At 54.5% G+C, this 22,799-nt stretch carries 19 protein-coding genes and 1 tRNA gene; 6 read left to right on the forward strand and 14 right to left on the reverse strand.

Translation table 11 applies throughout. The features are described 5' to 3' along the window. Positions 1-17 precede the first annotated feature (17 nt). The 4 genes from argC to U8T64_RS03725 form a co-directional block, all read right to left on the reverse strand. Positions 18-1,055 carry an N-acetyl-gamma-glutamyl-phosphate reductase gene (gene argC, locus U8T64_RS03710; RefSeq protein ID WP_322181075.1) on the reverse strand — a complete coding sequence of 346 codons (1,038 nt, stop codon included), beginning with the start codon at positions 1,053-1,055 and terminating at the stop codon, positions 18-20. Next, positions 1,045-2,436 (reverse strand): argininosuccinate lyase, encoded by a 1,392-nt coding sequence (argH, locus tag U8T64_RS03715; RefSeq protein WP_322181077.1) that lies wholly within the window; start codon positions 2,434-2,436, stop codon positions 1,045-1,047. Before argH ends, argC begins: the two co-directional genes overlap by 11 nt. Before the next feature lie 434 nt (positions 2,437-2,870). Continuing rightward, positions 2,871-4,091: an argininosuccinate synthase gene (locus tag U8T64_RS03720; protein ID WP_322181079.1), complete on the reverse strand. Its 1,221-nt coding sequence runs from the start codon at positions 4,089-4,091 to the stop codon at positions 2,871-2,873. Between the two features lie 231 nt (positions 4,092-4,322). After that, positions 4,323-5,057: a TVP38/TMEM64 family protein gene (locus tag U8T64_RS03725; protein WP_322181081.1), complete on the reverse strand. Its 735-nt coding sequence runs from the start codon at positions 5,055-5,057 to the stop codon at positions 4,323-4,325. Between the two features lie 212 nt (positions 5,058-5,269). Between U8T64_RS03725 and U8T64_RS03730 the strand changes: the two genes are divergently transcribed. The 3 genes from U8T64_RS03730 (at position 5,270) to U8T64_RS03740 (ending at position 7,885) form a co-directional block, all read left to right on the forward strand. Beyond that, complete coding sequence (locus tag U8T64_RS03730; RefSeq protein WP_322181083.1) at positions 5,270-5,827, forward strand: RNA polymerase sigma factor; 558 nt, start codon at positions 5,270-5,272, stop codon at positions 5,825-5,827. A 1-nt stretch (position 5,828) separates the two neighbouring features. Further along, positions 5,829-7,490 carry a hypothetical protein gene (locus tag U8T64_RS03735; RefSeq protein WP_322181085.1) on the forward strand — a complete coding sequence of 554 codons (1,662 nt, stop codon included), beginning with the start codon at positions 5,829-5,831 and terminating at the stop codon, positions 7,488-7,490. An 80-nt stretch (positions 7,491-7,570) separates the two neighbouring features. Further along, complete coding sequence (locus tag U8T64_RS03740; RefSeq protein ID WP_322181088.1) at positions 7,571-7,885, forward strand: hypothetical protein; 315 nt, start codon at positions 7,571-7,573, stop codon at positions 7,883-7,885. A 416-nt stretch (positions 7,886-8,301) separates the two neighbouring features. On the opposite strand, the gene hflX is transcribed toward U8T64_RS03740, so the two are convergent. Further along, the gene (hflX, locus tag U8T64_RS03745; protein ID WP_437125994.1) at positions 8,302-9,561 is read right to left on the reverse strand and encodes a GTPase HflX; all 1,260 of its coding nucleotides are present in this window, start codon (positions 9,559-9,561) and stop codon (positions 8,302-8,304) included. 775 nt (positions 9,562-10,336) lie between these two features. On the opposite strand from hflX, the gene U8T64_RS03750 reads away from it, so the two are divergent. Both U8T64_RS03750 and U8T64_RS03755 read left to right on the forward strand, forming a co-directional pair. After that, positions 10,337-10,660: a TM2 domain-containing protein gene (locus U8T64_RS03750; RefSeq protein ID WP_322181092.1), complete on the forward strand. Its 324-nt coding sequence runs from the start codon at positions 10,337-10,339 to the stop codon at positions 10,658-10,660. Between the two features lie 47 nt (positions 10,661-10,707). After that, positions 10,708-11,457: a TM2 domain-containing protein gene (locus tag U8T64_RS03755; protein WP_322181093.1), complete on the forward strand. Its 750-nt coding sequence runs from the start codon at positions 10,708-10,710 to the stop codon at positions 11,455-11,457. 716 nt (positions 11,458-12,173) lie between these two features. Here the strand turns inward: U8T64_RS03755 and U8T64_RS03760 are convergent. The 5 genes from U8T64_RS03760 to U8T64_RS03780 all read right to left on the reverse strand — a co-directional run bounded on the left by U8T64_RS03760 (position 12,174) and on the right by U8T64_RS03780 (position 17,466). Further along, a complete protein-coding gene (locus tag U8T64_RS03760) occupies positions 12,174-12,710 on the reverse strand; it encodes an ECF transporter S component (protein WP_322181095.1) in 537 nt (178 codons plus the stop codon). A gap of 279 nt (positions 12,711-12,989) precedes the next feature. Then, positions 12,990-13,697, reverse strand: a complete 708-nt coding sequence (gene nagB / locus U8T64_RS03765; protein ID WP_322181097.1) for a glucosamine-6-phosphate deaminase — start codon at positions 13,695-13,697, stop codon at positions 12,990-12,992. Beyond that, complete coding sequence (locus tag U8T64_RS03770; RefSeq protein WP_322182017.1) at positions 13,694-14,674, reverse strand: DMT family transporter; 981 nt, start codon at positions 14,672-14,674, stop codon at positions 13,694-13,696. Before U8T64_RS03770 ends, nagB begins: the two co-directional genes overlap by 4 nt. Then, positions 14,667-16,067: an MATE family efflux transporter gene (locus tag U8T64_RS03775; protein ID WP_322181099.1), complete on the reverse strand. Its 1,401-nt coding sequence runs from the start codon at positions 16,065-16,067 to the stop codon at positions 14,667-14,669. The genes U8T64_RS03770 and U8T64_RS03775 overlap by 8 nt, the downstream gene beginning before the upstream one ends. Positions 16,068-16,251: 184 nt before the next feature. Continuing rightward, positions 16,252-17,466: a peptidoglycan-binding protein gene (locus tag U8T64_RS03780; RefSeq protein WP_322181101.1), complete on the reverse strand. Its 1,215-nt coding sequence runs from the start codon at positions 17,464-17,466 to the stop codon at positions 16,252-16,254. Positions 17,467-17,703: 237 nt separating this feature from the next. On the opposite strand from U8T64_RS03780, the gene U8T64_RS03785 reads away from it, so the two are divergent. Further along, a tRNA-Ser gene (locus tag U8T64_RS03785) sits at positions 17,704-17,792 on the forward strand. A 246-nt stretch (positions 17,793-18,038) separates the two neighbouring features. Here U8T64_RS03785 and rhaD read toward each other — a convergent pair. Genes rhaD through U8T64_RS03805 form a run of 4 tightly spaced genes read right to left on the reverse strand, consistent with a single transcriptional unit; the run spans position 18,039 to position 22,611 of the window. Further along, entirely contained in the window at positions 18,039-18,854 is an 816-nt protein-coding gene (gene rhaD, locus U8T64_RS03790; RefSeq protein WP_322181103.1) for a rhamnulose-1-phosphate aldolase, read from the reverse strand. 36 nt (positions 18,855-18,890) lie between these two features. Further along, a complete protein-coding gene (locus U8T64_RS03795; RefSeq protein WP_322181105.1) occupies positions 18,891-20,138 on the reverse strand; it encodes an L-rhamnose isomerase in 1,248 nt (415 codons plus the stop codon). Positions 20,139-20,150: 12 nt separating this feature from the next. Then, entirely contained in the window at positions 20,151-21,299 is a 1,149-nt protein-coding gene (fucO, locus tag U8T64_RS03800; RefSeq protein ID WP_322181107.1) for a lactaldehyde reductase, read from the reverse strand. A gap of 13 nt (positions 21,300-21,312) precedes the next feature. Continuing rightward, positions 21,313-22,611, reverse strand: a complete 1,299-nt coding sequence (locus tag U8T64_RS03805) for a rhamnulokinase (protein ID WP_322181109.1) — start codon at positions 22,609-22,611, stop codon at positions 21,313-21,315. Positions 22,612-22,799 lie beyond the last annotated feature (188 nt).

A 22,799-nucleotide genomic window follows, 5' to 3' on the forward strand; every position in this document is an offset into this window, starting at 1 on the left:
ATTCTCCTTTTCGGGTATCAAAATGCCGGCGGCGCCAGCAGCAGGCCGGCTGTTTCCTCAAGGCCGAAGACCAGGTTCATATTCTGCACCGCCTGCCCCGCCGCTCCCTTCCCCATGTTGTCAATGGCGGAAATGGCCGTAAAGGTACCGGTGCGGGGATCGGTAAACAGGGAAACATCGCAAAAGTTCGTAAAGCGCACATGCTTTACATTGGCGGCTTCTCCCTCAGGCAGCAGCCGCACAAAGGTCTCTTTTTCGTATCGGTCGAGATAAGCCTTTCGCAGCTGTTCTCCTGTGACGCCGGGCTTCAAAACGCCGTAGCAGGTAGCCAGGATCCCCCGGTTGATGGGCAGCAGGTGCGGCACGAAGGTGAGCCTGATCTCCTGCCCGGAAAGCTTCGACAGAGTCTGCTCCATTTCCGGGGTATGGCGATGGCTTGCCACCTTATAGGCCGTGAAGCTTTCATTTAATTCCGGGTAGTGGTTCTGCTGGCTGGGCTTTCTGCCCGCCCCGGTCACGCCGGATTTACAGTCGGCAATAATGCCTTTGGGTTCGATGAGCCCGTTTTCCAAGGCGGGAGCCAGCGCCAGCGGCACCGCCGTGGTGTAGCAGCCGGGGTTTGCGATAAGCTTTTTTCCCCGGATCTGCTCCCGAAAAAATTCAGGCAGGCCGTACACCGCTTTTTCGTGCAGGGCCTTGTCCGCAAAGCTGCCGCCGTACCAGGCCTTGTAGTCCTCTTCTTTTTCCAGCCGGAAATCCGCCCCCATGTCGATGAAGGCCTTCCCCGCCCCGTCACATTTTGCGGCAAGCTCCTGGGAAAGCCCGTGTGGCAGGGCGGCAAAAATCACGTCGCTCTTTTCCAGAACCTCGTCCTCCGTGCCGCAAACCAAGTCGCAAACGGCCCGATAAGCCGGGTACACCTGAGAAAAAGCCATGCCCTCAAAGCTCACGGAGCTGATGGCGGCAAGCTTCGCCTGGGGGTGCCCCAAAATCAAACGGCAGATCTCCGCCCCGGCGTACCCGGTAGCGCCCACCACTCCAACCTTAAGCTTCATCTTTCAGTCCCTCCAGGCTTTGCAAAACTCTCCGGGCTTCCCGTTTTACGTTTTCCGGAGCCGGGCCGCCGGGAACCGTTCTGCCGCTTACGCATTTTTCCAGCGCCACCGCGTCATACACTCCTTCATCAAAATCAGGAAACAGCTTTTGGTATTCCTCTAAAGGCAGGGTTTCCAAGGTAAAGCCCTTCTCGATGCACAAGGCCACCAGCTCTCCGGTAAGTTTGTAGGCGTCCCGGAAGGGAACTCCCTTTTCCGCCACCAGATAGTCTGCGCAGTCGGTGGCGTTGATAAAGCCCCCCGCCGCGGCTTTGCGCATATTTTCCTCCCGAACGGTCATGGTTTCCAGCATGGGGATCAGCGGGGTAAGGCACAACTTCAGGGTATCCACCGCGTCAAACACGGCATCTTTATCCTCCTGCATATCCTTGTTATAAGCCAGAGGCAGACCCTTCATCATGGTGAGAAGCCCCATCAGATCGCCGAACACCCGGCCGCTTTTGCCCCGGATCAGCTCGGCGATATCCGGATTTTTCTTCTGGGGCATAATGCTGGAGCCGGTGGCAAAGCCGTCGTCCAGCTCGATAAACTTGAATTCCCAGGTGCACCACAGCACCAGCTCTTCACACAGCCGGGAAAGGTGCACCATCACAAGGGAACACACAAAGGCCAGCTCCGCACAGAAATCCCGATCCGCCACAGCGTCCAGGCTGTTGCGGGAGATCTGGGAAAAGCCCAGAAGCCCGGCCGCATATTCCCGGTCCAACGGATAGGTGGTCCCGGCGAGAGCGCCGCTCCCCAGGGGCAACACGTCCATGCGGGAAAGAGCGTCCTGAAGTCGGGATAGATCCCGAAGCAGCATTTCCGAATAGGCCATAAGGTGGTGCCCGAAGGTGATGGGCTGGGCCCGCTGCATATGGGTGTAGCCCGGCATGACCGTACCGGCGTACCGTTCCGCCTTTTCACAGAGGGTCCGGGTCAGCTCACAAAGAAGGGACTTTAAGGTTTTGCAGTCCTTTCGCAGCGTGAGCCGCACGTCCAGGGCCACCTGATCGTTCCTGCTGCGGGCGGTATGCAGCCGCTTTCCCGTATCTCCCAGCCGGGCGGTAAGCTCCTGCTCTACAAAGGTGTGGATATCCTCAGCGTCCGGGTCAATGAACAGCGCGCCGCTTTCCAGATCTTCCCGAAGCTTTTTCAGCTCCGCGCAGATCTTTTCACTTTCGCCCTTCTCAATGATCCCCTGCTTTCCCAGCATGGAAGCATGGGCGATGCTGCCCTCAATATCCTCCCGAAACATGCGGCTGTCTATGGAAATACTGGAATTAAAATCGTTCGTTTTCGGATCCGCTTCCTTCTGAAAGCGCCCTTTCCAAAGCTTCATGGGGTCTTTTCCTTTCTGGGATAAGTAACAGTTAGTAATTAGTAATTAGCAATTAAGGGCAGGGACAGGTAAATTATAGTTTAGCGTATCAGTCGTTAGTTGTTAGTCATTGCCGTTAGAGAAGAACAAGTTCCCTTCTTTGTCATTCTGAGGAACGAAGTGACGAAGAATCTCGTCCTTCATTCCCGAGCGAAAGACCAAAGGACGAGATTCTTCACCGAGAAAGCAAGGTTTCCTTGCTTTTTGTTCAGTAATGACAGATGGAAAGTGAGCGGATCACTGCTAAATTCCAATTTAGCGCTCTACTAATGGTCGGGTCAGAAACCGATTTTCCGCACCAAGCAGCTTCACGAGTGGCAGCGGCGCCTCGCCGCCAAATTCCAATTTATCGAACTACGCCTTTAAATTGCTCATTTCTCATTGCACATTGCTCATTAATATGTCAGCCCTTTTTTAGCCTGAACCTTGATGGGCAGGCCGAAGAGGTTGATAAAGCCGGCAGAATCCTTCTGGTCGTAGACCTGATCCTCGTCGAAGGTGGCGATATCCTCGTCGTAGAGAGAATAGGGCGAGGTCACGCCGGCGTCGATGATGTTACCCTTATAGAGCTTCAGCTTCACATCGCCCGTCAGCGTTTCCTGGGTGGAATCCACAAAGGCGGAAAGAGCCTCGCGCAGAGGGGTGAACCACTGGCCGAAATACACCAGCTCCGCAAATTTCAAAGCCGCCTGCTGCTTGTAGTGGTAGGTATCCCGATCCAGGCAGATCTCCTCCAGCTTGTTGTGGGCGTGATACAGGATCGCGCCGCCGGGAGTCTCGTAAACGCCTCTGGACTTCATGCCTACCAGCCGGTTTTCCACAATATCCGCAAGGCCGATGCCATTTTCACCGCCCAGCTTATTGAGGGCTTCCACCATTTCCACACCGGAAAGCTTCTTTCCATCAAGCTCGGTGGGGATACCCTTTTCAAAATGCAGGGTCAGATACGCGGGCTGGTCGGGTGCCTGCATGGGAGAGACCCCCATCTCCAGAAAGCCGGTTTTTTCGTACTGGGGCTCATTGGCGGGGTTTTCCAGATCCAGCCCCTCGTGGGAAAGGTGCCACAGATTCTTATCCTTGGAATAGTTTGTCTCCCGGTTAATTTTCAGCGGGATCTGATGGGCCTCGGCGTATTCGATCTCCTCTTCCCGGGACTTGATATCCCAGATCCGCCAGGGGGCGATGATCTTCATATCCGGCGCGAAGGCCTTGATGGCCAGCTCGAAGCGCACCTGGTCGTTTCCTTTTCCGGTGCAGCCATGGCAGATGGCGTCGGCCCCCTCCTTCTTGGCAATTTCCACAATGCCTTTGGCGATGATGGGCCGGGCAAAGGAGGTGCCCAGAAGATATTTGTTTTCATACACAGCCCCGGCCTTTACCGTGGGATACACATAGTCCTGAATAAACTCCTCCTTCAGGTCCAGCACATACAGCTTGGAGGCCCCGGTCTTTTTTGCCTTTTCCTCCAGGCCGTCCAGTTCTGTGCCCTGCCCTACGTCTCCGGAAACGGCAATAACCTCGCAGTTGTTGTAATTCTCCTTGAGCCAGGGGATAATGATGGAGGTATCCAGGCCCCCGGAGTATGCCAGCACTACCTTTTTGATTTCGTTTGCCATGCTTTTTCCTCTTTTCTATAAAGAAATAAATTTTTTCCTGCTCATTTTGAAGGAACACTTGCTATTATACACCCTTTTTTCGAAAAATCAAGGCATTTTTGCATATTTATACATTTCCACAAAAAAGCAAGACAGTCCGGAATGATTTTTCTTCTTCCAGTCTGTCTCTATAGTTTCGCCATTTTCTATTTTCTATGGATCACAACGGGCGCTGCGATCAAGCACGTAATTTTATGCAGCAGGCCGCTTACTTTCCTGATCGGAGAGCAAGCGCTCCGCTTCCTTTTTTCGTTCCTTCCGGCGCAAAATTGCCCGATATCCCAAAAGCCCCAAGCCGCTGAGCAGGGCGGTTCCCAGAAATACAACAATGGCAAAGCTGTAGTTTTGTGTTCCCAAGGCGTCTCCGCCCACAGTAGAGGTAATGACAGAGGGAAACCGCGCGGTAAAGGTAAGAAAGATCCAGAAGGGCAGCTTTATGGGAGTCAGCCCCACAAGATACGTCATCACGTCCTTCGGCGTGCCGGGGATCAAGAACAGAAGATAGGCGATCAGGTTCAGCCTTTTTTCGTCCTGCAAAAATTTCAGAGAATCCAGCTTTTCCTCTGAAAGAAACAGTGTTACAAAGGGCCTTCCCCATTTTTTGACCAGCAAAAACACCACTGTACCGCCTAGAAGCGCTCCCAAAAGGCACAAAAGCGTACCCTCTGCCACTCCGAAGGCATAGCCTGCTCCGATTTCCAAAGGCTCGCCGGGAATGAAGGCTACAATGATCTGAAGGGCCATCATGCCTACAAAAGCGATTCTTCCCCACAGTCCGTGGGAATCCACCCAGGCCCGAAACCGTTCCGGCTGAGAAACAAATTCTATCATGGGCTTTCCCACAGTCCAGCAGACCAGCGCGGTCAATAAGATCCCGGCGGCCAATACCGCCCATGCAAAAAGCTTTTTCCTTCGTTCCGGCTTCATGCCGCACCTCCTTGACGCTCTTTTTTCTACATTTTTATCCTATCTCACAAATCTCAAAAATTTTTCAAGGGAATCTTACGGAACTCTTTCCATAATAAATTTTCTTTTTTTCAGAAATATTGTAATATAGAAGAAAAAACGGGTAGAAGGTAAGTGAAGCGCGATCGTGCGAAGCAAGAGAACAAAGGAACGGGAAGAAAGGGGTTCGGCTTATGGAGGATCGGGAAATTGTGGCCCTGTATTGGGAACGCTCTCCCAGAGCCATTGAGGAAACACAGCGGCAATACGGAGAAAAGCTGCGCCGCCTGGCGGAAAACCTGCTGGGAAATTTTCAGGACGCGGAGGAATGCGTCAGCGACGCCTGCCTGGGGGCATGGGATTCCATTCCCCCCAACCGCCCGGATCCGCTTTTGCCCTATCTTTACCGGGTGGTGCGAAACCAGGCGCTGAAGCGCTACCATCGGGAAACCGCCCAAAAACGGGGCGGCGCAGGCTTTGACGCGGCCTTTGAGGAGCTGGAATCTGTGCTTGCCTCTTCGGGCTCGCCGGAGGAGGCGCTGGATACAAAGGAACTTTCTCAAATCGTAAACGGCTTTCTTCGGGGGCTTTCCCACAAAGACCGCGCCCTGTTTCTGGGGCGTTACTGGTTTGGGGAGGCTTACGACACGCTGGCCTTACAGCTGGGACTTTCGGAAAACAACTGCGCCGTGCGGGTCTCCCGCATTCGGAAGAAGCTGAAAACTTATCTTGCAAGGAAAGGAGTTCTTTGAGATGGATACCAGAAAATTTTTGCTTTCCATGAATGAGATCGATGAGAAATATATCAAAGAAGCCGATATTTTCGGGCCTGTGCAGGCCGAAAAGCTCTCCCCCGCTTTTCAGGCTCTGCGCTGGGCGGGGGGACTGGCGGCTTGTCTGGTTCTCCTGGGCGGCCTTTGGTTTTTGGGCCGCAGCGGGCTGCTGCCCTTGACCCAGGTAGAGTCCCAGCCGGGGGGAACCTCTTCCTCGAGCAGTGCCCCCGGCGTTATGGAAGTACTTTCCGAAAACGCGGTCACAATGAACAAGGACGGCAGCCTGACCTTTGTGAACCCTGAATTTCAGGAGATACAGCGGGTGTTCCTGCGCCATGAGCCGGTGGTTACCGGTGAAGATATGCAAGCATTTCTTTCCGATACGGAAGACGGCTCTGTAGACCGCATTCTCACACTGACGCTGCCTTTGTTCGTAGCGGACCGATACACCGCGGTGGACCGCACCAATCTGCTCTGCCAGCTCCTGGAAACAGATTACTATTTCTGTAAGCCGGAGGACGGCTCCCCCGCCTATCTGAAGTCCGTTTCCCGATTTGGCGGGCTGGCTGGGGTGATCGGGTACTATGACGAGGATCACACATACCATGCGGAGCTGCCCCGGTACGCCGAAGAAGATAACTACGCAGACCTCCTGCGGGAGTTTCAGAGAGCGGGATCGGAAAGTGGGACCACACAGGGCGTATCCGGCGAATCTACAGGCGCTCCCACGGATACTTCCGGTCTGGCGCCGGAATCCCCCCGGGATCTTGAAGGCCCTTACGAAAAATGGGAAAGATACGGCGGCGATAGCCTGATCTACAAGCTGCTCTATTCCTATCTGGAACAGAACGACTTGCTGGAGTACGCCCGGGTACAGCTGCCCGATGGTCAGGGCATAGTAGAGCTTGGAGAGCTATCGGAAACGCCTGCTCCTGAAGCGCAAAGCTCTGAGCCCCTCCTACAGGAGGCAGTGTCCATCAGCAGCACCGGCGATCTCACCTTTTCGGATGCGGAATACCAAAAGTTGTACTTTGCCTTTCAAGAAAACAACTGGAACGTAAAGGCAGATGATGACGCCGTTTCCGAAGCGGCCGATGATTCCTGCACCATGGTTTTGAACATTTCCCTGCCCTACTACGTGATCGGCAGATACCCGGCGGAGGAAGAGACCACGCACCTGCTTTGCCTGTTGTACAGCACACAATACGGCTTTTTTGAAAAGAACGGTGAAAAAGTGATAAAGCCCATCGGCGGCTACAGCGACCTGGCAGGCGTGGTCGCCGTTCAGGACGCCGGCACCGCATTTGCTCCGCAAAGAGAATCCGCCTGGTACCCCAGTGACGGCAGCCTTTACCTTTCCTCAATTGCGGAATTTGCCGGGCTGACCGAGGAGGAGGCTTCCGCTCTGGTAGAAGAAGCGGACAGAGAGCGAAGTGCTGTCAACAAGGAGGGAAAGCCAAAGCTGGAGGCGCTTTCACAGCAGCTTCTGTTCGCCTATATGTCCCAAAACGACCTGACCGGCTACCAGCTGTGGGACGGCGACGGCTATCGTCCTGTTTCGGAAGCGGAATTGATGGAGGCCGTGCGGCTCAATATGGTCGCCGATCACACCAATAAAGCGAAGCAGGCTGAGGACGATTAGATCTTGGAGACGGCACAAACTGCCTCGGAGGAAGAGATCCGGACTGCCGCAAAGGACGCAGCGCAAGATTATGTAAACCAGTGCCTTTCCGATACGGAGCACCCCTTGCCGAATGCTTCTATCAAAACCTGAAGGTGTGCGCCGTTTCCGAAGGAAAGCCCTATTTCCGCATTTCGCTGCGCATGGTATTTCGGCCGGAAACCGAGGAAAGTCTTTCCTACTGGTGGGCTGGAAACACCAAGGAGGGTACCGGAGAAAATGAGGGGTACTACACAGCCGGCCGGTTTGTGGAGGTGGAAAAGATCGATGGAGCCTGGAAAGTGACCGACAGCGGCACCGGCGGATATTCCACCGGTGTAGACGGGATCCGGGCAGTGGACTGGGAGATCGAATAAAGTAGAGTTATAGGTTCGTAAGCGACCCGCCCGGCAGGAAAAAGGTTCCTGCCGGGCGGGCCTGCTTTTTGATGGCGGGGAATCGTTTTGGACGGGAGGTCAGGCTTTAAGGGGTAATGAACTAATAGTTTAGCGCCCTTAGGCACCACTTATTTATAAGGGGAGCTGTCACGGCTGCGCCGTGACTGAGGGGATTAAAACCAGCGATTCTATGTCACTTTCTGCGTGTGACTATCCCTTCCACCGTTCTCGCCTGTCGGCTCGGTCAGTTCGCACCAGCGTCCCGGTGGGACGCGCTCACCGTCCGGCGGTCCCCCTCCCCTTGCGAAGCAAGGGGAGGCAAAGGGCAAATAAATTCCAATTTAGCAAATTCTTTTCTCGCCCTTAAAATTCCCAATTACACATTGCCCTTTACTTCAGATCTCAAATTCCTTCACTGAGCCGTACAATCGTTCACTAAGCCGCACGGAAAGCCGCAGGCCCTCGGGTACGTATTCTTCGGAAAGCACCGAGCCCTCTTCCCGGAGCCGGGCGGCCAGGCCGCTTTTGGCAAAGGGGAGAAGCAGTTCTGTGTCAAAGGTTTTTTCCGGAAGGTTGTCCTCTACCGCCTGCAAAAGCGCTTCTATCCCCTCTCCCTGTAAGGCGCTGACCCGCACCGCGCCGGGCAGGCGAAGGGCAAGCTCAGGGTCCTCTACCGCGTCCCACTTGTTCAGCACGGGGATCACAGGGCGGTCCGCCTCCGCCGCGCCTTCCCTGCCCCGCAGGCTTTGCAGCAGCTCTTCCGTCACCCGGAGATGTTCTCCCGCCTCCGGGCTGGAGGCATCGCACACGTTCAAAAGAATATCGGCGGTGGCCGCCTGCTCCAGCGTGGACTTAAAGGCCTCTACCAAATGATGGGGCAGCCGGCGAATGAGCCCTACCGTATCGATGAGCATCACGGTTTTCCCGCCCGGCAGCTTTAAGGCCCTGGCAGTGGGGTCCAGGGTGGCGAAAAGTTTGTTCTCCGCCAGCACCCCCGCCTGGGTCAGACGGTTCATCAGGGTGCTTTTCCCAGCGTTGGTATAGCCCACCAGCGCCACTGTGACCGTGCCGTTTTTCTTTCTGCGCTTATCGATGACGCTTCGAGCCGCTTCCACATCTTCCAGCTGCTCCTTCAGACTGCCGATGCGCCGCCGGATATGCCGCCGGTCCATTTCCAGCTTGGTTTCTCCGGGCCCTCTGGTGCCGATGCCGCCGCCCAGCCGGGACAGCGCCGTTCCCTGCCCGCTGAGCCTTGGCAGCATATAGCGAAGCTGGGCAAGTTCCACCTGAAGCTTACCCTCCCTGCTTTGAGCCCGCTGGGCAAAAATATCCAGGATCAGCATGGTCCTGTCGATCACCCGGGTATCGCAAAGCTTTTCCAGATTGCGGATCTGTGTGGGAGAAAGCTCCCGGTCAAACACCACAAGCTCCAGTTCTTCCCGCTTCACAAGCTCCGCCGCTTCCTCCGCCATACCGGAGCCCAGACAGGTGGCCGTATCAGGCGAGGGCCGCTTTTGCATAATGGTGAAGGCAGGCTCCGCGCCGGCGGTACGCACCAGCTCCTTCAGCTCCAGCAAGGAAGCCTCCGCGTCATACTCCCCGGTATCCACTGATACCAAAAGAGCCCGTTCCTGTTTTTCCTCATTTTCAAACATCATATCACCGATCCCGATTTTTTGATTTGGCACAGTAGTTGTTAGCTGTTAGTTGTTAGTCGTTAGAGAAAGGCGAGTTCTCCTCTGTCACTGCGGAGCAAGAGCCAAAGGACAAGATTCTTCACCGTCTTCGGCGATGAAGAATGACATAAGGGAAGCTGGCGAGCAACTGCTAAATTATAAGTTTATATGGCACCCCTTGGCTCCCCTGAAAGGGGAGCTGTCAGCCGATAGGCTGACTAAGGGGTTCCGACAGAAGAGCAGAAAACACAGTCTTTATGCAGTCAGCTAGTGCCCTATAACCCCTCCGTCACGACTTCGCCGTGCCACCTCCCCTTTCAGGGGAGGCAAGGGTTACTGCTATTCATTAATCCGCCAAATTCCAATTTATCTATCCCTTGCCCTTTCATTCCTCATTTCTCATTGTTATAGCCCCTAAACGCCCTTCTCCAGTATCCAGCATCCAGAATCTAACATCTAGTATATCATAAAACCCTCTGCCGCAACACCAATTTGTGAAATTTATGAAAAACAGCCCGTTTATCAAGGGAAGATCAGTTTCTGAAGAAAAGCCGAGCAGTTTCTTTCCTTTGATTACATTTCTCTTACTTTGCGGATTTCCGTATTGCTTTCGGACTTCCGATAGTGTATGATGGATTCATCAAAGGCGGAAAGGCGCTTATTAAGGGAAAGCAAGCCTTTCGGTAATAGAAAACCTTTGCCCCGCAATATGATTGGGGAAGCGCTTAATTCTCGAAGGGAAGATGGTGTCTTTATGGCAGACTATCGCAATTACAACAATCAGCAGCCCATGTACAACCCGCCCCAGTATCAGCCCCAGGCCGGTATGGAGCCTCCGCCCGGCTACCCGCAGAAAAGCAGGATCGCCGCCGGAGTTCTGGCCATTTTGATGGGAACCTACGGGATCCACAGCTTTTATCTTGGGAACACCTCCCGGGGCCTCATGCAGCTTTTGATCTCCCTGCTCACCTGCGGCGTGGGCGCCATTGTGGTGATGATCTGGGGAATTCTGGACGGCATCAAGCTGCTGGACGGAAGGATCAATACCGATGCCAACGGCGTATTTCTGAAGGACTGACTCCCGCACAAAGGCCAACCGATTTTTACGAAAAAGGAGAATGACGAATGACTGATTTTGAACCCAAGGATTTGACGGGACAAGAGGAAGGGGTTGCCCCTTCCTCTCAGGAAAAGGTTCCCTCTTCCGCTCCGGTAGAAGCCGCTCCTTCTACACCCGACGCTCCTGCTTCTTCCGCCCCGGAGGCGGCTTCTGCTGCCAAGCCCGCGGAGCCTGTGCGGGAACCGGCCCAGGAACCCGCTCCTGCCGCTGCTTCTCCCACGCCTCACCTGACGCTGGAGCCCGATCCGGTTCCGCCGGAGATCCACGTACCGGAAGAGCCTCATATTCCCGGCTCCGCCGCCGAGCCTTTCCATATGCCCGAGCCTCCCCGCGCGCCGGAGCCCCCTCGTTCTGAACCCACCTGGCAGCAAACGCCTTATCAGCAGCAGACACCGCCCAACTATACCGCGCAGCAGCCTCAGTATCAGCCCACTCAGTACGGTATGCCTCAATACGGGCAGCCGGTACAGCAGGCTTATTACAATGTACCCCCGGCCGGGTATGCCCAGAAAAGCAGGCTGGCCGCCGGCCTTCTTGCCCTGCTGCTTGGCACCTTTGGCGTACACAATTTCTACCTGGGCTTTAATTCCCGGGCAACCATTCAGCTGATCGTGTCTCTGGTAGGCGGTATCTTTACCTGCGGCGTTGCCACCATCGGCATCGCCATCTGGGGCTTTATCGAGGGCATTCTGATCCTTTCCGCCAGCTCACCCGCCCGTATGTATGACGGCAACGGCGTGATTTTGAAGGATTAAGCGCTCTTTTAGGAAGTTTTCCTTACCGCGAGAAAAAGTACCGGCCCTTTTAGGGCCGGTACTTTTTCTGTTCCTGCAACGAATGGGTGAAAATGTATGCGGTAAATTATAGTTTGCGGCAAGGCACTGCGGCCACTCGTGTCCCCACTTGGTACAGAAGTTTGGTTTCTGACCCGACCGGAAGATAAGATGGCAAATTGTAGTTTAGCACTTACCCTTGGCTCCCCTGAAAGGGGTGCTGGTCTCCGGTGGAGACCAGCACCGACCGGAGCGAAGCGGAGAAAGCTGTCACGGCGAAGCCGTGACTGAGGGGTTCCGACAGAAGAACAGAGAAAGCCCAGGTTTTATATGGGTTTCCAGCGAGCTGGAACCTCTCCACCACCTGACGGTGGTCCCAGAAGGTTGCAAAGCAACCTTCTTCCCCTATTCAGGGGTGAGCGCGTCCCGGTGGGGGGAAGGTCTCCAGTGGAGAACTCAGCTGTCGCTTCAGGCATTGCTGAACGTGCCCCACTGGGGCACAGCAACCGCTCTGACCCGTTCTCGTTTGTCAACTCGGTCGTTGCTGGACGTGTGCCACCGGCACACAGCAACCGAGCTGACAGGCGAGAAAGGCAAGGAGTTAGTGCTATTCGTAAGTACGCCAAATTCCAATTTACCGAACTAAGCCCTTAAAATTTCTCATTGCTCATTCCACCTTCAAAGCCTTCTTCCCGGCCTTACGGCTGAAACGCAAGCTTTGCTTTGCGCAACGCCAATACAACTACCGGCAGCAAAACCAGCTGGATAATGATACCCGGCAGCGCGGTGACGAAGGAGGCGGTGAACCACATTTCCAGGGAATACTCTCCAGCCCGGAAGATCAGGGCGTTCACCGCGCCATAGACCACTCTGCCGATGAGCATGGCGCCTATGAGAGAGAGATACACGTTGGCAATTTGAGAACCGGTGCGTATCACCAGAATCAGCAGTCCGGCCGCAAAGCCGTATACGGCCAGCTCGCAGATCATGCTGGGCAAAACCGCCGCCGGGGGCATTGAGGTGATCAGGCTGGACAGCAGCGGCGTCAGGATTCCGCAGGCAAGTCCATAGGCTGGGCCGCAGAGCAGGCCGCAGAGCAAAACCGGCAGATGCATCGGCAAAATGGCGCTTCCGGCATTGGGGATCCCGTGCACCGCCACAGGCAGCACGATCCCCAGCGCCACACAAAGGGCGGCGATCACCATTTCCCACACATACTTTCTTGTTTTTGACATAGCTACATTCACTTTCCTTTCTTCCAAAAATATGCAGTCAAAAAAGCCGCGAAAACAAGGCCCCTTCCCTGGGACGCCGCTTGCCTTCGTGGCTTTTCTTTTCTTGACTGTGCCAGTGCCTGAACCGGATCTCTGCTTCCCCTTCTGGGGAGCTTTCAGCCGCTTGGCGGCCTTTGACCGTGATTTCAGAGCACCAATATTTTAGCAAATAGCAGCAGAGCCTGTCAAGCGTTTGCTTTGTGAAATCTTTTTCCGCTCTACGTCAACACACGTGTTAGCTCAGTTTTTACAAGTAATGACCGTCACATCTCTGTGCAGCTGAAGCACGGAGGCAGGAACGTGCGGTGTGATCTCACCATACATGGCCTTCTGAATGATCTCCTTCTTGTCTGCTCCGGCGATCAGGAGAATGCGGGAGGCCTTCATAATGGTGCCGATGCCCATGGTAATGGCCTTGGTGGGAACATCTTCAACACGGTCAAACAAACGGGAGTTGGCCTGAATGGTACTTTCCGTGAGATCCACCTGGTGCACATACCGGGGGAAGCTGTCGGTGGGCTCATTAAAGCCAATATGCCCATTGTGGCCGATCCCCAAAAGCTGCAAATCAGCGCCGCCCAGGCTGTCTACCAATTTTTCATAGCGCTCCGCTTCCTTCTCTATATCCGGGGCGGAGCCATCGGGCAGATAAGTATGCTCCTTATGGATATTCACATGATCGAACAAATGGGTATTCATAAAATAGCGGTAGCTTTGAGGATTCTCCGGGGTCAAACCGCAGTATTCGTCCAGATTTACCGTGCGCACCTTGGAAAAATCCAAAATTCCCTTTTCACAGTTCTTCACTAACTCCTGATAGGTTCCGATGGGAGAGGAACCTGTGGCAAGGCCCAGCACGCAGTCCGGCTTCAAGAGGATCTGCGCTCCGATGATACCGGCGGCAAGGGCGCTCATTTTTTCATAGCTTTCTGTTTCCAGGATTCTCATAATTTTCCCGATTCCTTTCGCTTTGTTATTTTAAGGCAAGACTTCGCCTTCGATCCTACTACCCGCTTTTTCCCCGGCAGCTGGGCCAGGATCACAGCGCCGAACACCAGCACACAGCCCAAGAACTCTCTTGGCAGCAAAACGTCCCCTAACACCACCCAGCCTGCCAGCACCGCGAAAACAGATTCCAGGCTGAGGATCAGAGAAGCCACCGTGGCCTTCGTGGTCTTTTGCCCCAGGATCTGAAAGGTATAAGCCACACCGCTGGAAAGCACGCCGGTATACAGCAGCGGCCCCCAGGCGCTGAGCAGATCGCTCCACCGGGGCTCTTCCAAAAGCAAGGTCGGCACAAAAGAAAGCAGACCAGCCACAAAAAATTGAATGCAGGAAAGCGCAACTCCGTTACAGTGCCGCGTGGCACGTTCCACCGCCAGAATATGAAAGGAGAAAAACAGAGAACTGACCATGACCAACAGATCTCCGGGCGCAATGGAAAAGCTTTCTTCCCCAACACTTAAAAACCAGATCCCGGAAAACGCCAGAAGCACTGCCACCCAAAGCTTTCCATCAGGCCGTTTGCCGGACAGGCATCCCAGCACCGGCACCAGCACGATATAAAGGGCTGTCAGAAAACCTGCTTTTCCAGAGCTGACTGTCTGCAGCCCTGTCTGCTGGAAAAGACTGGCTATTCCCAGTAAACTCCCGCAAAGGAGGCCGTTTTTCCACAGCGGCGCATACCGCTTTCCAAGAGAGTATTTTATTCCCGAAGATCCCTCTTTCTCCCCTTTTCTTTCCAGGCGAAGAGAAATCAGGGCGGCGGGCAGCAGAGCAATGCCACCGATCAGACTTCGGGCCGCGTTAAAGGCACAGGGCCCCAGACGCTCCATTCCCACGCTTTGGGCCACAAAGGCGGTGCCCCAAATAAAGGCCGCCAGTCCCAGAAATATCCCGCCAAGGGGAAATTTACGCTTATCCAGGCAGACCCTCTCCTTCTTCCAAGGGCTTTCCGGCTTCTCCGCTGTCTCTGGTCAGATTTTTCATCCAGTTATAGCGGTTGATTTTTACCAGGGCCACAAAGCATTTCAAGATCTGGTCGCACTTCAAAGCGGCGAATACCACCCAGGGAGCCGCGCCCAAATATTGGCAGAGCAGCGCCGAGGGCAGCACCACCAAAAACACAAACACAGTGTCCATCTTAAAGACAAAGGAAATATCGCCCCCGGATTTCACCAAGCCGAAAAGGCACGGCATCTGGTAGCAGGAGCCGATCACGGTAACAGACATCACGTTGATAAACTGCCGGGAGAAAGCCTGTGCCTCCGGGCTGGCATTGTAAAGCCCAATAAAGCCGTCCCGGAACAGGAACACTACCCCGCCGGAGATCAGGCCCACAATGAGAAACAGCATTTGCACTGTTTTAGAATATTCTTTCATCAGGTCATACTTCCCGGCCCCCACAGTCTTGCCGGTAATGATCCCTACGGCGGAAGCAAGCCCGGTGACCCATACATAGATCAAATTGTGAAGCATACCGGAAATACTGGTAGCGGCAATGACTCCGGCGCTGTAAGAGCCCAGGATCTTTGTGTTCGCCAGCATATTGACGGACCACACCACCTGGCCGCCGATAATGGGCAGCCCATAGCGCACAAAATCCTTTAAGAGCTGCCGGTCTGTATGAAGCAGATCGCGAAAACCGAAGCGCAGCTTTTTATCTACCGCGAATACATAGATCAGGCTCACCAGCATCTCCAAAATACGGGAAATCAGCGTGGCAATGGCAGCGCCCCGAACTCCCATGGCCGGAAAGCCCAGCTTACCAAAAATCAACAGATAGTTCAGGGAAATATTGACTACCAAGGTCATCAGGGATATGTACAGGCCGATCTTCGCCGTTTCTACACTGCGCATGGAGGCGATCATCACCTGGGCCACACAAAAGAACAAATAGGAAAAACCCACGATCTGCAAATAGGCCGCGCCCTCTTTGATCACCCCGGGCTCGGAAGTGAAGATCCGGATCAAAAAATCAGGAAACAGTGCCGCCGCAAGCGTTGTAACGATCCCAACGCCCAAGGCAAATTTCATTCCAACGGATACTACCTTACGAATGCTTCCCGTATCTTTTTTTCCCCAATACTGAGCCGCCAAAATCAGGATCGCGCCTTCAATGCCCGCTACAAACATTTGCAGCACCGTTTGCATCTGGTTCCCCACATATACGCCGGAAATGGCGTTATCCCCCAGAGAGCCGATCATCAGATTATCCGCGAAATTCACCGCGAAGGTGATCAAATTTTGCAAAGAGATCGGAATCGCCAAGGTGATAAGGCTTCGATAAAACGTTTTATCCTTTGTAAAAACTGACATACCCTTCTCCTTTTCCCCACAGAGCAAAAGTCTCTGTGAGGCCATTATACACTACCCAAAAAGCAAAGTAAAGCGGCATTTCACAAAAGGAAACGGCCCTGAGAAATCTCTCAGCGGCCGCTCTTTGCTTTTGTGGCTATACTGCTGAAATCCGGCTTTTTAGGGAAGACAAAAGCCCATCACGTCATTCCGCGTTCTTGGACTTCGCATCCTTGGCATAAAGCTTGCGCTGGGTTTCGGCATCGGCAATTCCCGTTTCCTCCAGGCCGTTTGCCTGCTGGAATTCACTGACACACTGGGCGGTATACTCCCCATAATGTCCGTCGTATTCTGTATCCAAATACCCCAGCGTATCCAGCCGGGTCTGTAATTTCAGTACCTCTTCGTTTTGGTCGCCCTGCTGAAGGGTCTCATAATTGGTGGTATCTGTCTCCAGCCCGGAGCTGGCCATCACAGAGCTTACCGCCGATTCGATCCCGGAGGTAGGGTCTGTCACTGTCATGGAATTATTTTCCAAAAGCTCCGGGAAGCAGGCGGCACTGATCTCATAAGCGCTGGTCACGATCGTGCGTCCCTGCCACTCCATCAGGCTGGGCTCCAGCTCAAAGATCTTGTTATTTTGTACCGCCTGAAAATTTTCAAAGCGCTGATCCTGCCGGATCTGCTCCGCAAGGCCCGGCACACAGAAAATCGTATCGGGATTTGAAATTCGCAGGCTCTCGAAATCGTAGGAACCGCCGCTGAGGCTTTTGAACACGTTGGTCACACCGGCATAGCTCATAATGACACTGCCAAACATGTCCCCGGTCACGGCCGAGCCGTTTAAGTCGTATAAATAGCAGGCGGTAGCCACTTTTTCCTTGGGAACAATGCGGTTGATATCGTCCAGAGTGGTGAAAATGCCCTGAGCGCCCTGCACTCCGGCCTCTTCTCCCGCACCGCCGCCGGCAAAGGCCAAAGCGACTTCAGCATACAGCCGCTCAAAATCCTCCCGATCCGTAGCGGGAGTCAGGGCCAGCATGGGAATATTGGCGTCACGCAGCGCGTTCGCCATATCGTCGCTGAAGGAATCTGCCAGCACCAGGTCGGGGGACAGGCCGATCACCGCCTGAGGATCTCTGCCGTCTATTTTTGTCAAAGAGCGCAAACTTTCCTGGGTGCATTCCTCACTGCCCGCCGCCAACTGGGTCTCATACCCCAAAGCCAACAGCACATCAGCCAGGCTGGGAGACAGCACTACCGCTTTCTGGGGCTTTCCGGAGATCGTCACGCCGCCTACCTCCACAGGGTATTCACCGACGGCGGTTCCCCCCTGTACCATATCCTTCACCTGAGAACAACCGGCAAAGGCGCATATAAGCAGCACGCACAATACTGCAGCAATGATTTTTCGCTTCATCGGAAATCAACTCCCTTTCCGTGAAAATGAATTGCTCCGCCAAAAGGCGAAACAATCCTGTCGAATTTTTCGTTTACCTGTCATATTGTACCCTCAATCCCCCATATGTGTCAACCTTTTGCGGAAAATACTTGACTTTTTCACCCTTCCGGGCTAGAATAACATCGTTGTCTCTTCCGAAAAAAGAGGCAAAAGCTCTGTTAAAGAGGAAAGCAAAAAAGCTTTCCAAAATAATCCGGAAGCGTATCGAAGTGGTCATAACGGGACTGACTCGAAATCAGTTGTACCTCACGGTACCGTGGGTTCGAATCCCACCGCTTCCGCCAGCAGCGTGACGCTGCACTTAATTCGCGCACTCAGGCTTGCTGGGCGCGCGAACTTTTTTCCGCGCCGGTATATCTTTTTCGTATCCACTTCACAGGATTTTTCTGCATTTTTAACTACGGTCCTTCATACGCTATCCTTTTTGCATCGGAACTACAAAAACGACAAGCTTCACTAGAGGCTTGTCGTTTTTACGTATGCAAAAGCAAAAAACCGAAGTGCCATTGCGTTGGACTGCTGCTTTTGAGTTAAAGCTCCAGGAAATCTCTGCGGTAGGAGACGCCAAAGGCTTCCGCGAGCTCCTGCAGCTCCGTGTCCCTGATAGTGTTTTTTCGGGGAAGGTGGGCGATCTGCATATAGATCTGGGCGGCCTTTTCCACAGTTTCGATCAGGCCGAAGGTCTCGTCCATGGTTTTACCCGCGCCGTAAATGCCGTGCATGCCCCAGACCACCAGGCGAAATTCCTTCATTTTTTCGGCGGTGGCTTCCCCAATGGCGTTGGTGCCGCAAAGCATCCAGGGCAGCACGCCGACGCCATCCGGGAAAACAACGATGCATTCGGTGCACATTTCCCACAGGGTATGGGTGAATTTCTTTTCGTCCAGCTCGTGAATAAAATTCATGGCCAGCGTATAGGTGGGGTGGCAGTGCATGACCACCCGGTTTTCCGGATCGATGCTCAGGCGCGCCATGTGGCTCATCAGGTGGGCGGGCAACTCGCTGGTAAACCTGCCGCCGTCTCCATAACCCCAGAGCAGCTGGGCGGTTTTGCCGTCTTCCCCGATCCGGATAATGCCCAGGTTATTTTCCGGATCATCGTTTATATTCTTAAAATATTTTCCCGTACCGGTGACAAGGAAGAGCTTGCCGACTAAGGGCTTTGCCTCAAATCCGATGGGGATCTCCCGGAGCACACAGTTCAGCTCCAGATACTCCCCCGCCTCCTTTTCGTCCAGCAGGCAGCTGATATTGCCGCCGTTTCTCTCGTCCCAGCCCAGGCGGTACATATTGGCGGTGGTATTCCGCATTTCTGTAATAAAGGGCGCTTCCAGAATATTTTTCACGATACCATTCCTTTCTTCGCTTTGTGAAACACCGCGTCAAACGCGATGCCGCAGCACCTCTTTTTCATATTCCTCCGCCTGGGAATACCACTGGCCGTCCAGCGGCTTTCCGCACACACGGCAGTATTCGTCCCAGATCTCGCCGAAGGGCATGGTTTTCAGCTCCTCCTGCATTACCATCAGCTTGCTGAAGTTTCCGCTGTCCTGGAGGGCCTCCAGCTCCTCCACCGGCTGCAGCAGGGCAAACAGCAGCGCCTTTTGGAAGCTGCGGAAGCCCGTGGCCCAGGCGGAAACGCGGTTTACGGAGGCGTCAAAATAATCCAGGGCCAGGAACACCCGGTCAATGCCGCAGCGGACGACCTCCCTGGCAATCTCCTTTGTTTCATCGTCGAACAATACCACATGGTCGCTGTCCCAACGTACCCCACGGGTCACATGCAGCGCCAGCTTCTCGTCATAGGCGAGAATGGCGGAAATTTTATCGCTGACCAGCTCTGTGGGGTGATAGTGGCCGTTATCCAAAAGGCAGATGCAGTCATCCCGGCCGGACGCATACTTCAGGCACCACTCGGAGCTGCCAACGGTATAGCTTTCCACGCCGATGCCGAACACCTTGGATTCCGCGCAGGGATAGACCATAGTCTTATCGAAGGGCTCGGACAGGATCTCATCAAAGGACTGCTTATAGCGCAGGCGGGGTCCGATGCGATCCGCCGGGATATCCTTATAGCCGTCGCCCGTCCAGATATTCATCACGCAGGGCTCCCCCAGCTCCTCCGCCAGGTACTGGGAAATGCGGACGCAGGCCTTGCCGTGCTCCACCCAGAATTTCCTGGTCTCCTCGTTGGGAGAGGACAGGGTCAAAGGATCGCACTTTGGGTGACTGAAAAAGGTAGGGTTAAAATCACAGCCCAGCTTTCTCTCCTTGCAGAAGTCCACCCATTTTTGAAAATGCCTGGGCTCCAGCTGATCCCGATCCACCCATTCCCCCTCTTCGAAAATAGCATAGCTGGCGTGGAGATTCAGCTTTACCTTGCCGGGGACCAGAGAGATCACCTTGTCGAGATCGGCCATCAGCTCCTCCGGGTTTCTGGCGCGGCCTGGATAATTGCCAGTGGTTTGAATGCCGCCGGTCAGGGGCTTAGTGGGGTCGGTATCGAAGCCCCGCACATCGTCCCCCTGCCAGCAGTGGAGGGACACCGGCACTGTTTGCAGCTTCCTGATGGCGGCCTCCGCGTCAACGCCCAGCGCCTTATATTTTTTCTTTGCTTCCTCAAAGCTCATGCTTTTTCTCCTTTACATCAGACCGCGGTACAGGGCGGCGATCTCTTCCACACTGGTATCTCTGGGGTTGCCGGGGCAGCAGGCGTCCGCAAAGGCGCTTTCGGACAGGAACTGAACGTCTTCCTCCTTCAAAATGCCTTGCAGGCCGGCGGGGATTCCCACATCGGCGGAAAGCTGCTTTACCGCGGCGATGGCGGCGTCGGCGGCCTCCGCTTCCGTCATGGCGTCGATCCCATCAACGCCCATGGCCCTGCCTATCGCGCGATAGCGGGACCCGGCCACGCTCTTGTTGTATTCCAGACCGGTGGGCAGAATGATCGCGCAGGCCACGCCGTGGGGAGTATCATACAGGGCGGACAAGCCGTGGGCCATGCTGTGCACGATGCCCAGGCCCACATTGGAAAAGCCCATGCCCGCAATATACTGACCCAGCGCCATACCCTCGCGCCCGGCGGGCTCGTTGTTTACCGCAGCGCGCAGGCTTTGGGAAATCAACCGGATCGCCTCCAGGTGGAACATATCGGAAATGGCACAGGCACCCTTGGTGATATAGCCCTCAATGGCGTGGGTCAGGGCGTCCATACCGGTGGCAGCGGTAAGGCCCTTGGGCATGGAGGCCATCATATCGGGATCTACCACAGCGACCCCAGGGATATCGTTTACGTCTACACAGACAAATTTCCGCTTCTTCTCCACATCGGTGATCACGTAATTGATGGTGACCTCAGCGGCAGTACCGGCTGTGGTGGGAACAGCGATGGTAAACACAGCGTGGTTCTTCGTAGGAGCTACCCCCTCAAGGCTGCGCACATCGGCAAATTCCGGGTTATTGACAATGATGCCAATAGCTTTGGCGGTATCCATAGCGGACCCGCCGCCGATGGCCACAATGCAGTCTGCTCCGCTTTGATGATAGGCCTTTACACCGTTTTGCACATTTTCAATGGTGGGGTTGGCCTTTACATCACTGTAGACCTCATAGGCAAAGCCGGCCTTGTCGAAAAGCTCCGTGACCTTCTGGGCGACCTTGAATTTCAAAAGATCCGGATCGGTACAGACAAAAGCCTTTTGATAATTCCGAGCGGTCAGCTCGGGAACGATATTTTCGATGGCCCCGGCTCCATGGTGGGAAATGGTGTTTAACACAATACGATTTGACATGATAACCTCTCCTTTATTTTCGGGCGGCGTCGGCCGCCTTGATTTGGCATTGCAAATTTCCAAGAGCGGTGGCCTCAATGGGAAGGGCCGCCACCCTCTTTCCGGTTTCCTGCTCGGTAAGGGCGTTCAGAAACTGATTTTTCGCCCCGCCGCCTACGATATACAGCGTTTCATAGCGCCTGCCGGTAAGCTCTTCCAGCTCTCTCACGGCCTTTCCATAGCCTATCGCCAGAGAGCGGTAGGCGCAGCGGAAATAATCCCCCACCGTTTCGGGCGCCGGAAAGCCGTTTTCCAGCAAGGCGGCTTTTACCGCTCTTTCCATGCTTTTCGGGGCAAGGAAGCTCTGACTTGTCACGTCCACAAGGCCTTCATAGCCGCTTTCCTCCGCCTCCCGCTGAAGCTCAGGAAAGGGCTTTCCCGGACACAGCTCCTCCCGAAGAGTATTTGCCATCCACATGCCCATGATGTTTTTCAGATACCGCACGTAGCCCACGCCGCCCTCATTGGAGAAATTGGCGGCAAGGCTTTCCGGCGTGGTAACGGGCCGGGGAAGCTTCGCCCCCAGAAGACTCCAGGTGCCGGAGGAAAGAAAAAGCCCCTCTTCCTCCATGGGAATTCCCTCTACCGCGCTAGCGGTATCATGAGTAGGGCACAAAATCACCTCGATCCCCTGGTATTCTCCCAAAACAGTCCCCGGCTGGGAAAGCTCTCCGAAAAGCGCCGAAGGCAGGCCCAGCTTTTCCAGGATCACTTTGTCAAAGGCGCCGGAAACGGCGTTGACAAGGCCGGTGGTGGTGGCGTTGGTGTACTCGTGGGCTTTTTTTCCGCACAGCCTCCACATGAGATATTCGGGAAGCATCAGGTATCCGTCCGCCCCCTCCAAGCGTCCCGCCTCCTTGTCGGCATAAAGCTGATAGACGGTATTAAAGGGCTGGAACTGAATGCCGGTACGGGCGTACAGCTCTTCAAAGGGTACTTTTTCGTGCACCTTTTCAATCACAGCCTCGGTGCGGCTGTCCCGGTAGGCATAGCAGGGAAACACCGGCTCGTCTCCCCGGAAAAGCACATAGTCCACTCCCCAGGTATCGATGGAAAGGCTCTCGATTTCCGGGCATTTCTCAAGGGCGGCGTCAATTCCCGCGCGAACCTCCCGCTCCAGCCGCTCCACATTCCAGACCAAATGGCCGTTTTTCTCGTCGACGCCGTTTTTAAAACGGTAGACCTCCTCTGTTTTCAGCACACCGTCTTCCCACCAGCCCAAAATGTGCCGCCCGGAGGACGCGCCGATATCCACAGCAAGATAACGCTTCACAGGCTTCCCTTCCTTCTGTGCGCCCGGTCCGTAAAACACCGCACGCCTTCTTTCGATCCCAAGTCTTTCCTACCATCATACACTGGCGAGCTGTAAAATTCAACCAAAATTTATCTTTTTTATTTGCGCTTTTTTATCGTCAGGTGTACAATAGGTGGCAGACAGACTGCACATTTCCAAAAAGAAGG

The organism is Neglectibacter caecimuris, from assembly GCF_034335015.1.
GTDB classification, from domain to species: Bacteria; Bacillota; Clostridia; order Oscillospirales; family Acutalibacteraceae; genus Acutalibacter; species Acutalibacter caecimuris_A.

What these genes read in the sequence shown, in the direction of transcription:
- U8T64_RS03750 (WP_322181092.1), top strand. Translation starts at nt 10,337, where the DNA reads ATGGCAGACTATCGCAATTACAACAATCAGCAGCCCATGTACAACCCG.
- argC (WP_322181075.1), bottom strand. Translation starts at nt 1,055, where the DNA reads ATGAAGCTTAAGGTTGGAGTGGTGGGCGCTACCGGGTACGCCGGGGCG.
- U8T64_RS03755 (WP_322181093.1), top strand. Translation starts at nt 10,708, where the DNA reads ATGACTGATTTTGAACCCAAGGATTTGACGGGACAAGAGGAAGGGGTT.
- U8T64_RS03760 (WP_322181095.1), bottom strand. Translation starts at nt 12,710, where the DNA reads ATGTCAAAAACAAGAAAGTATGTGTGGGAAATGGTGATCGCCGCCCTT.
- U8T64_RS03795 (WP_322181105.1), bottom strand. Translation starts at nt 20,138, where the DNA reads ATGAGCTTTGAGGAAGCAAAGAAAAAATATAAGGCGCTGGGCGTTGAC.
- argH (WP_322181077.1), bottom strand. Translation starts at nt 2,436, where the DNA reads ATGAAGCTTTGGAAAGGGCGCTTTCAGAAGGAAGCGGATCCGAAAACG.
- U8T64_RS03735 (WP_322181085.1), top strand. Translation starts at nt 5,829, where the DNA reads ATGGATACCAGAAAATTTTTGCTTTCCATGAATGAGATCGATGAGAAA.
- hflX (WP_437125994.1), bottom strand. Translation starts at nt 9,561, where the DNA reads ATGTTTGAAAATGAGGAAAAACAGGAACGGGCTCTTTTGGTATCAGTG.
- U8T64_RS03780 (WP_322181101.1), bottom strand. Translation starts at nt 17,466, where the DNA reads ATGAAGCGAAAAATCATTGCTGCAGTATTGTGCGTGCTGCTTATATGC.
- nagB (WP_322181097.1), bottom strand. Translation starts at nt 13,697, where the DNA reads ATGAGAATCCTGGAAACAGAAAGCTATGAAAAAATGAGCGCCCTTGCC.
- U8T64_RS03775 (WP_322181099.1), bottom strand. Translation starts at nt 16,067, where the DNA reads ATGTCAGTTTTTACAAAGGATAAAACGTTTTATCGAAGCCTTATCACC.
- U8T64_RS03730 (WP_322181083.1), top strand. Translation starts at nt 5,270, where the DNA reads ATGGAGGATCGGGAAATTGTGGCCCTGTATTGGGAACGCTCTCCCAGA.
- U8T64_RS03720 (WP_322181079.1), bottom strand. Translation starts at nt 4,091, where the DNA reads ATGGCAAACGAAATCAAAAAGGTAGTGCTGGCATACTCCGGGGGCCTG.
- U8T64_RS03725 (WP_322181081.1), bottom strand. Translation starts at nt 5,057, where the DNA reads ATGAAGCCGGAACGAAGGAAAAAGCTTTTTGCATGGGCGGTATTGGCC.
- fucO (WP_322181107.1), bottom strand. Translation starts at nt 21,299, where the DNA reads ATGTCAAATCGTATTGTGTTAAACACCATTTCCCACCATGGAGCCGGG.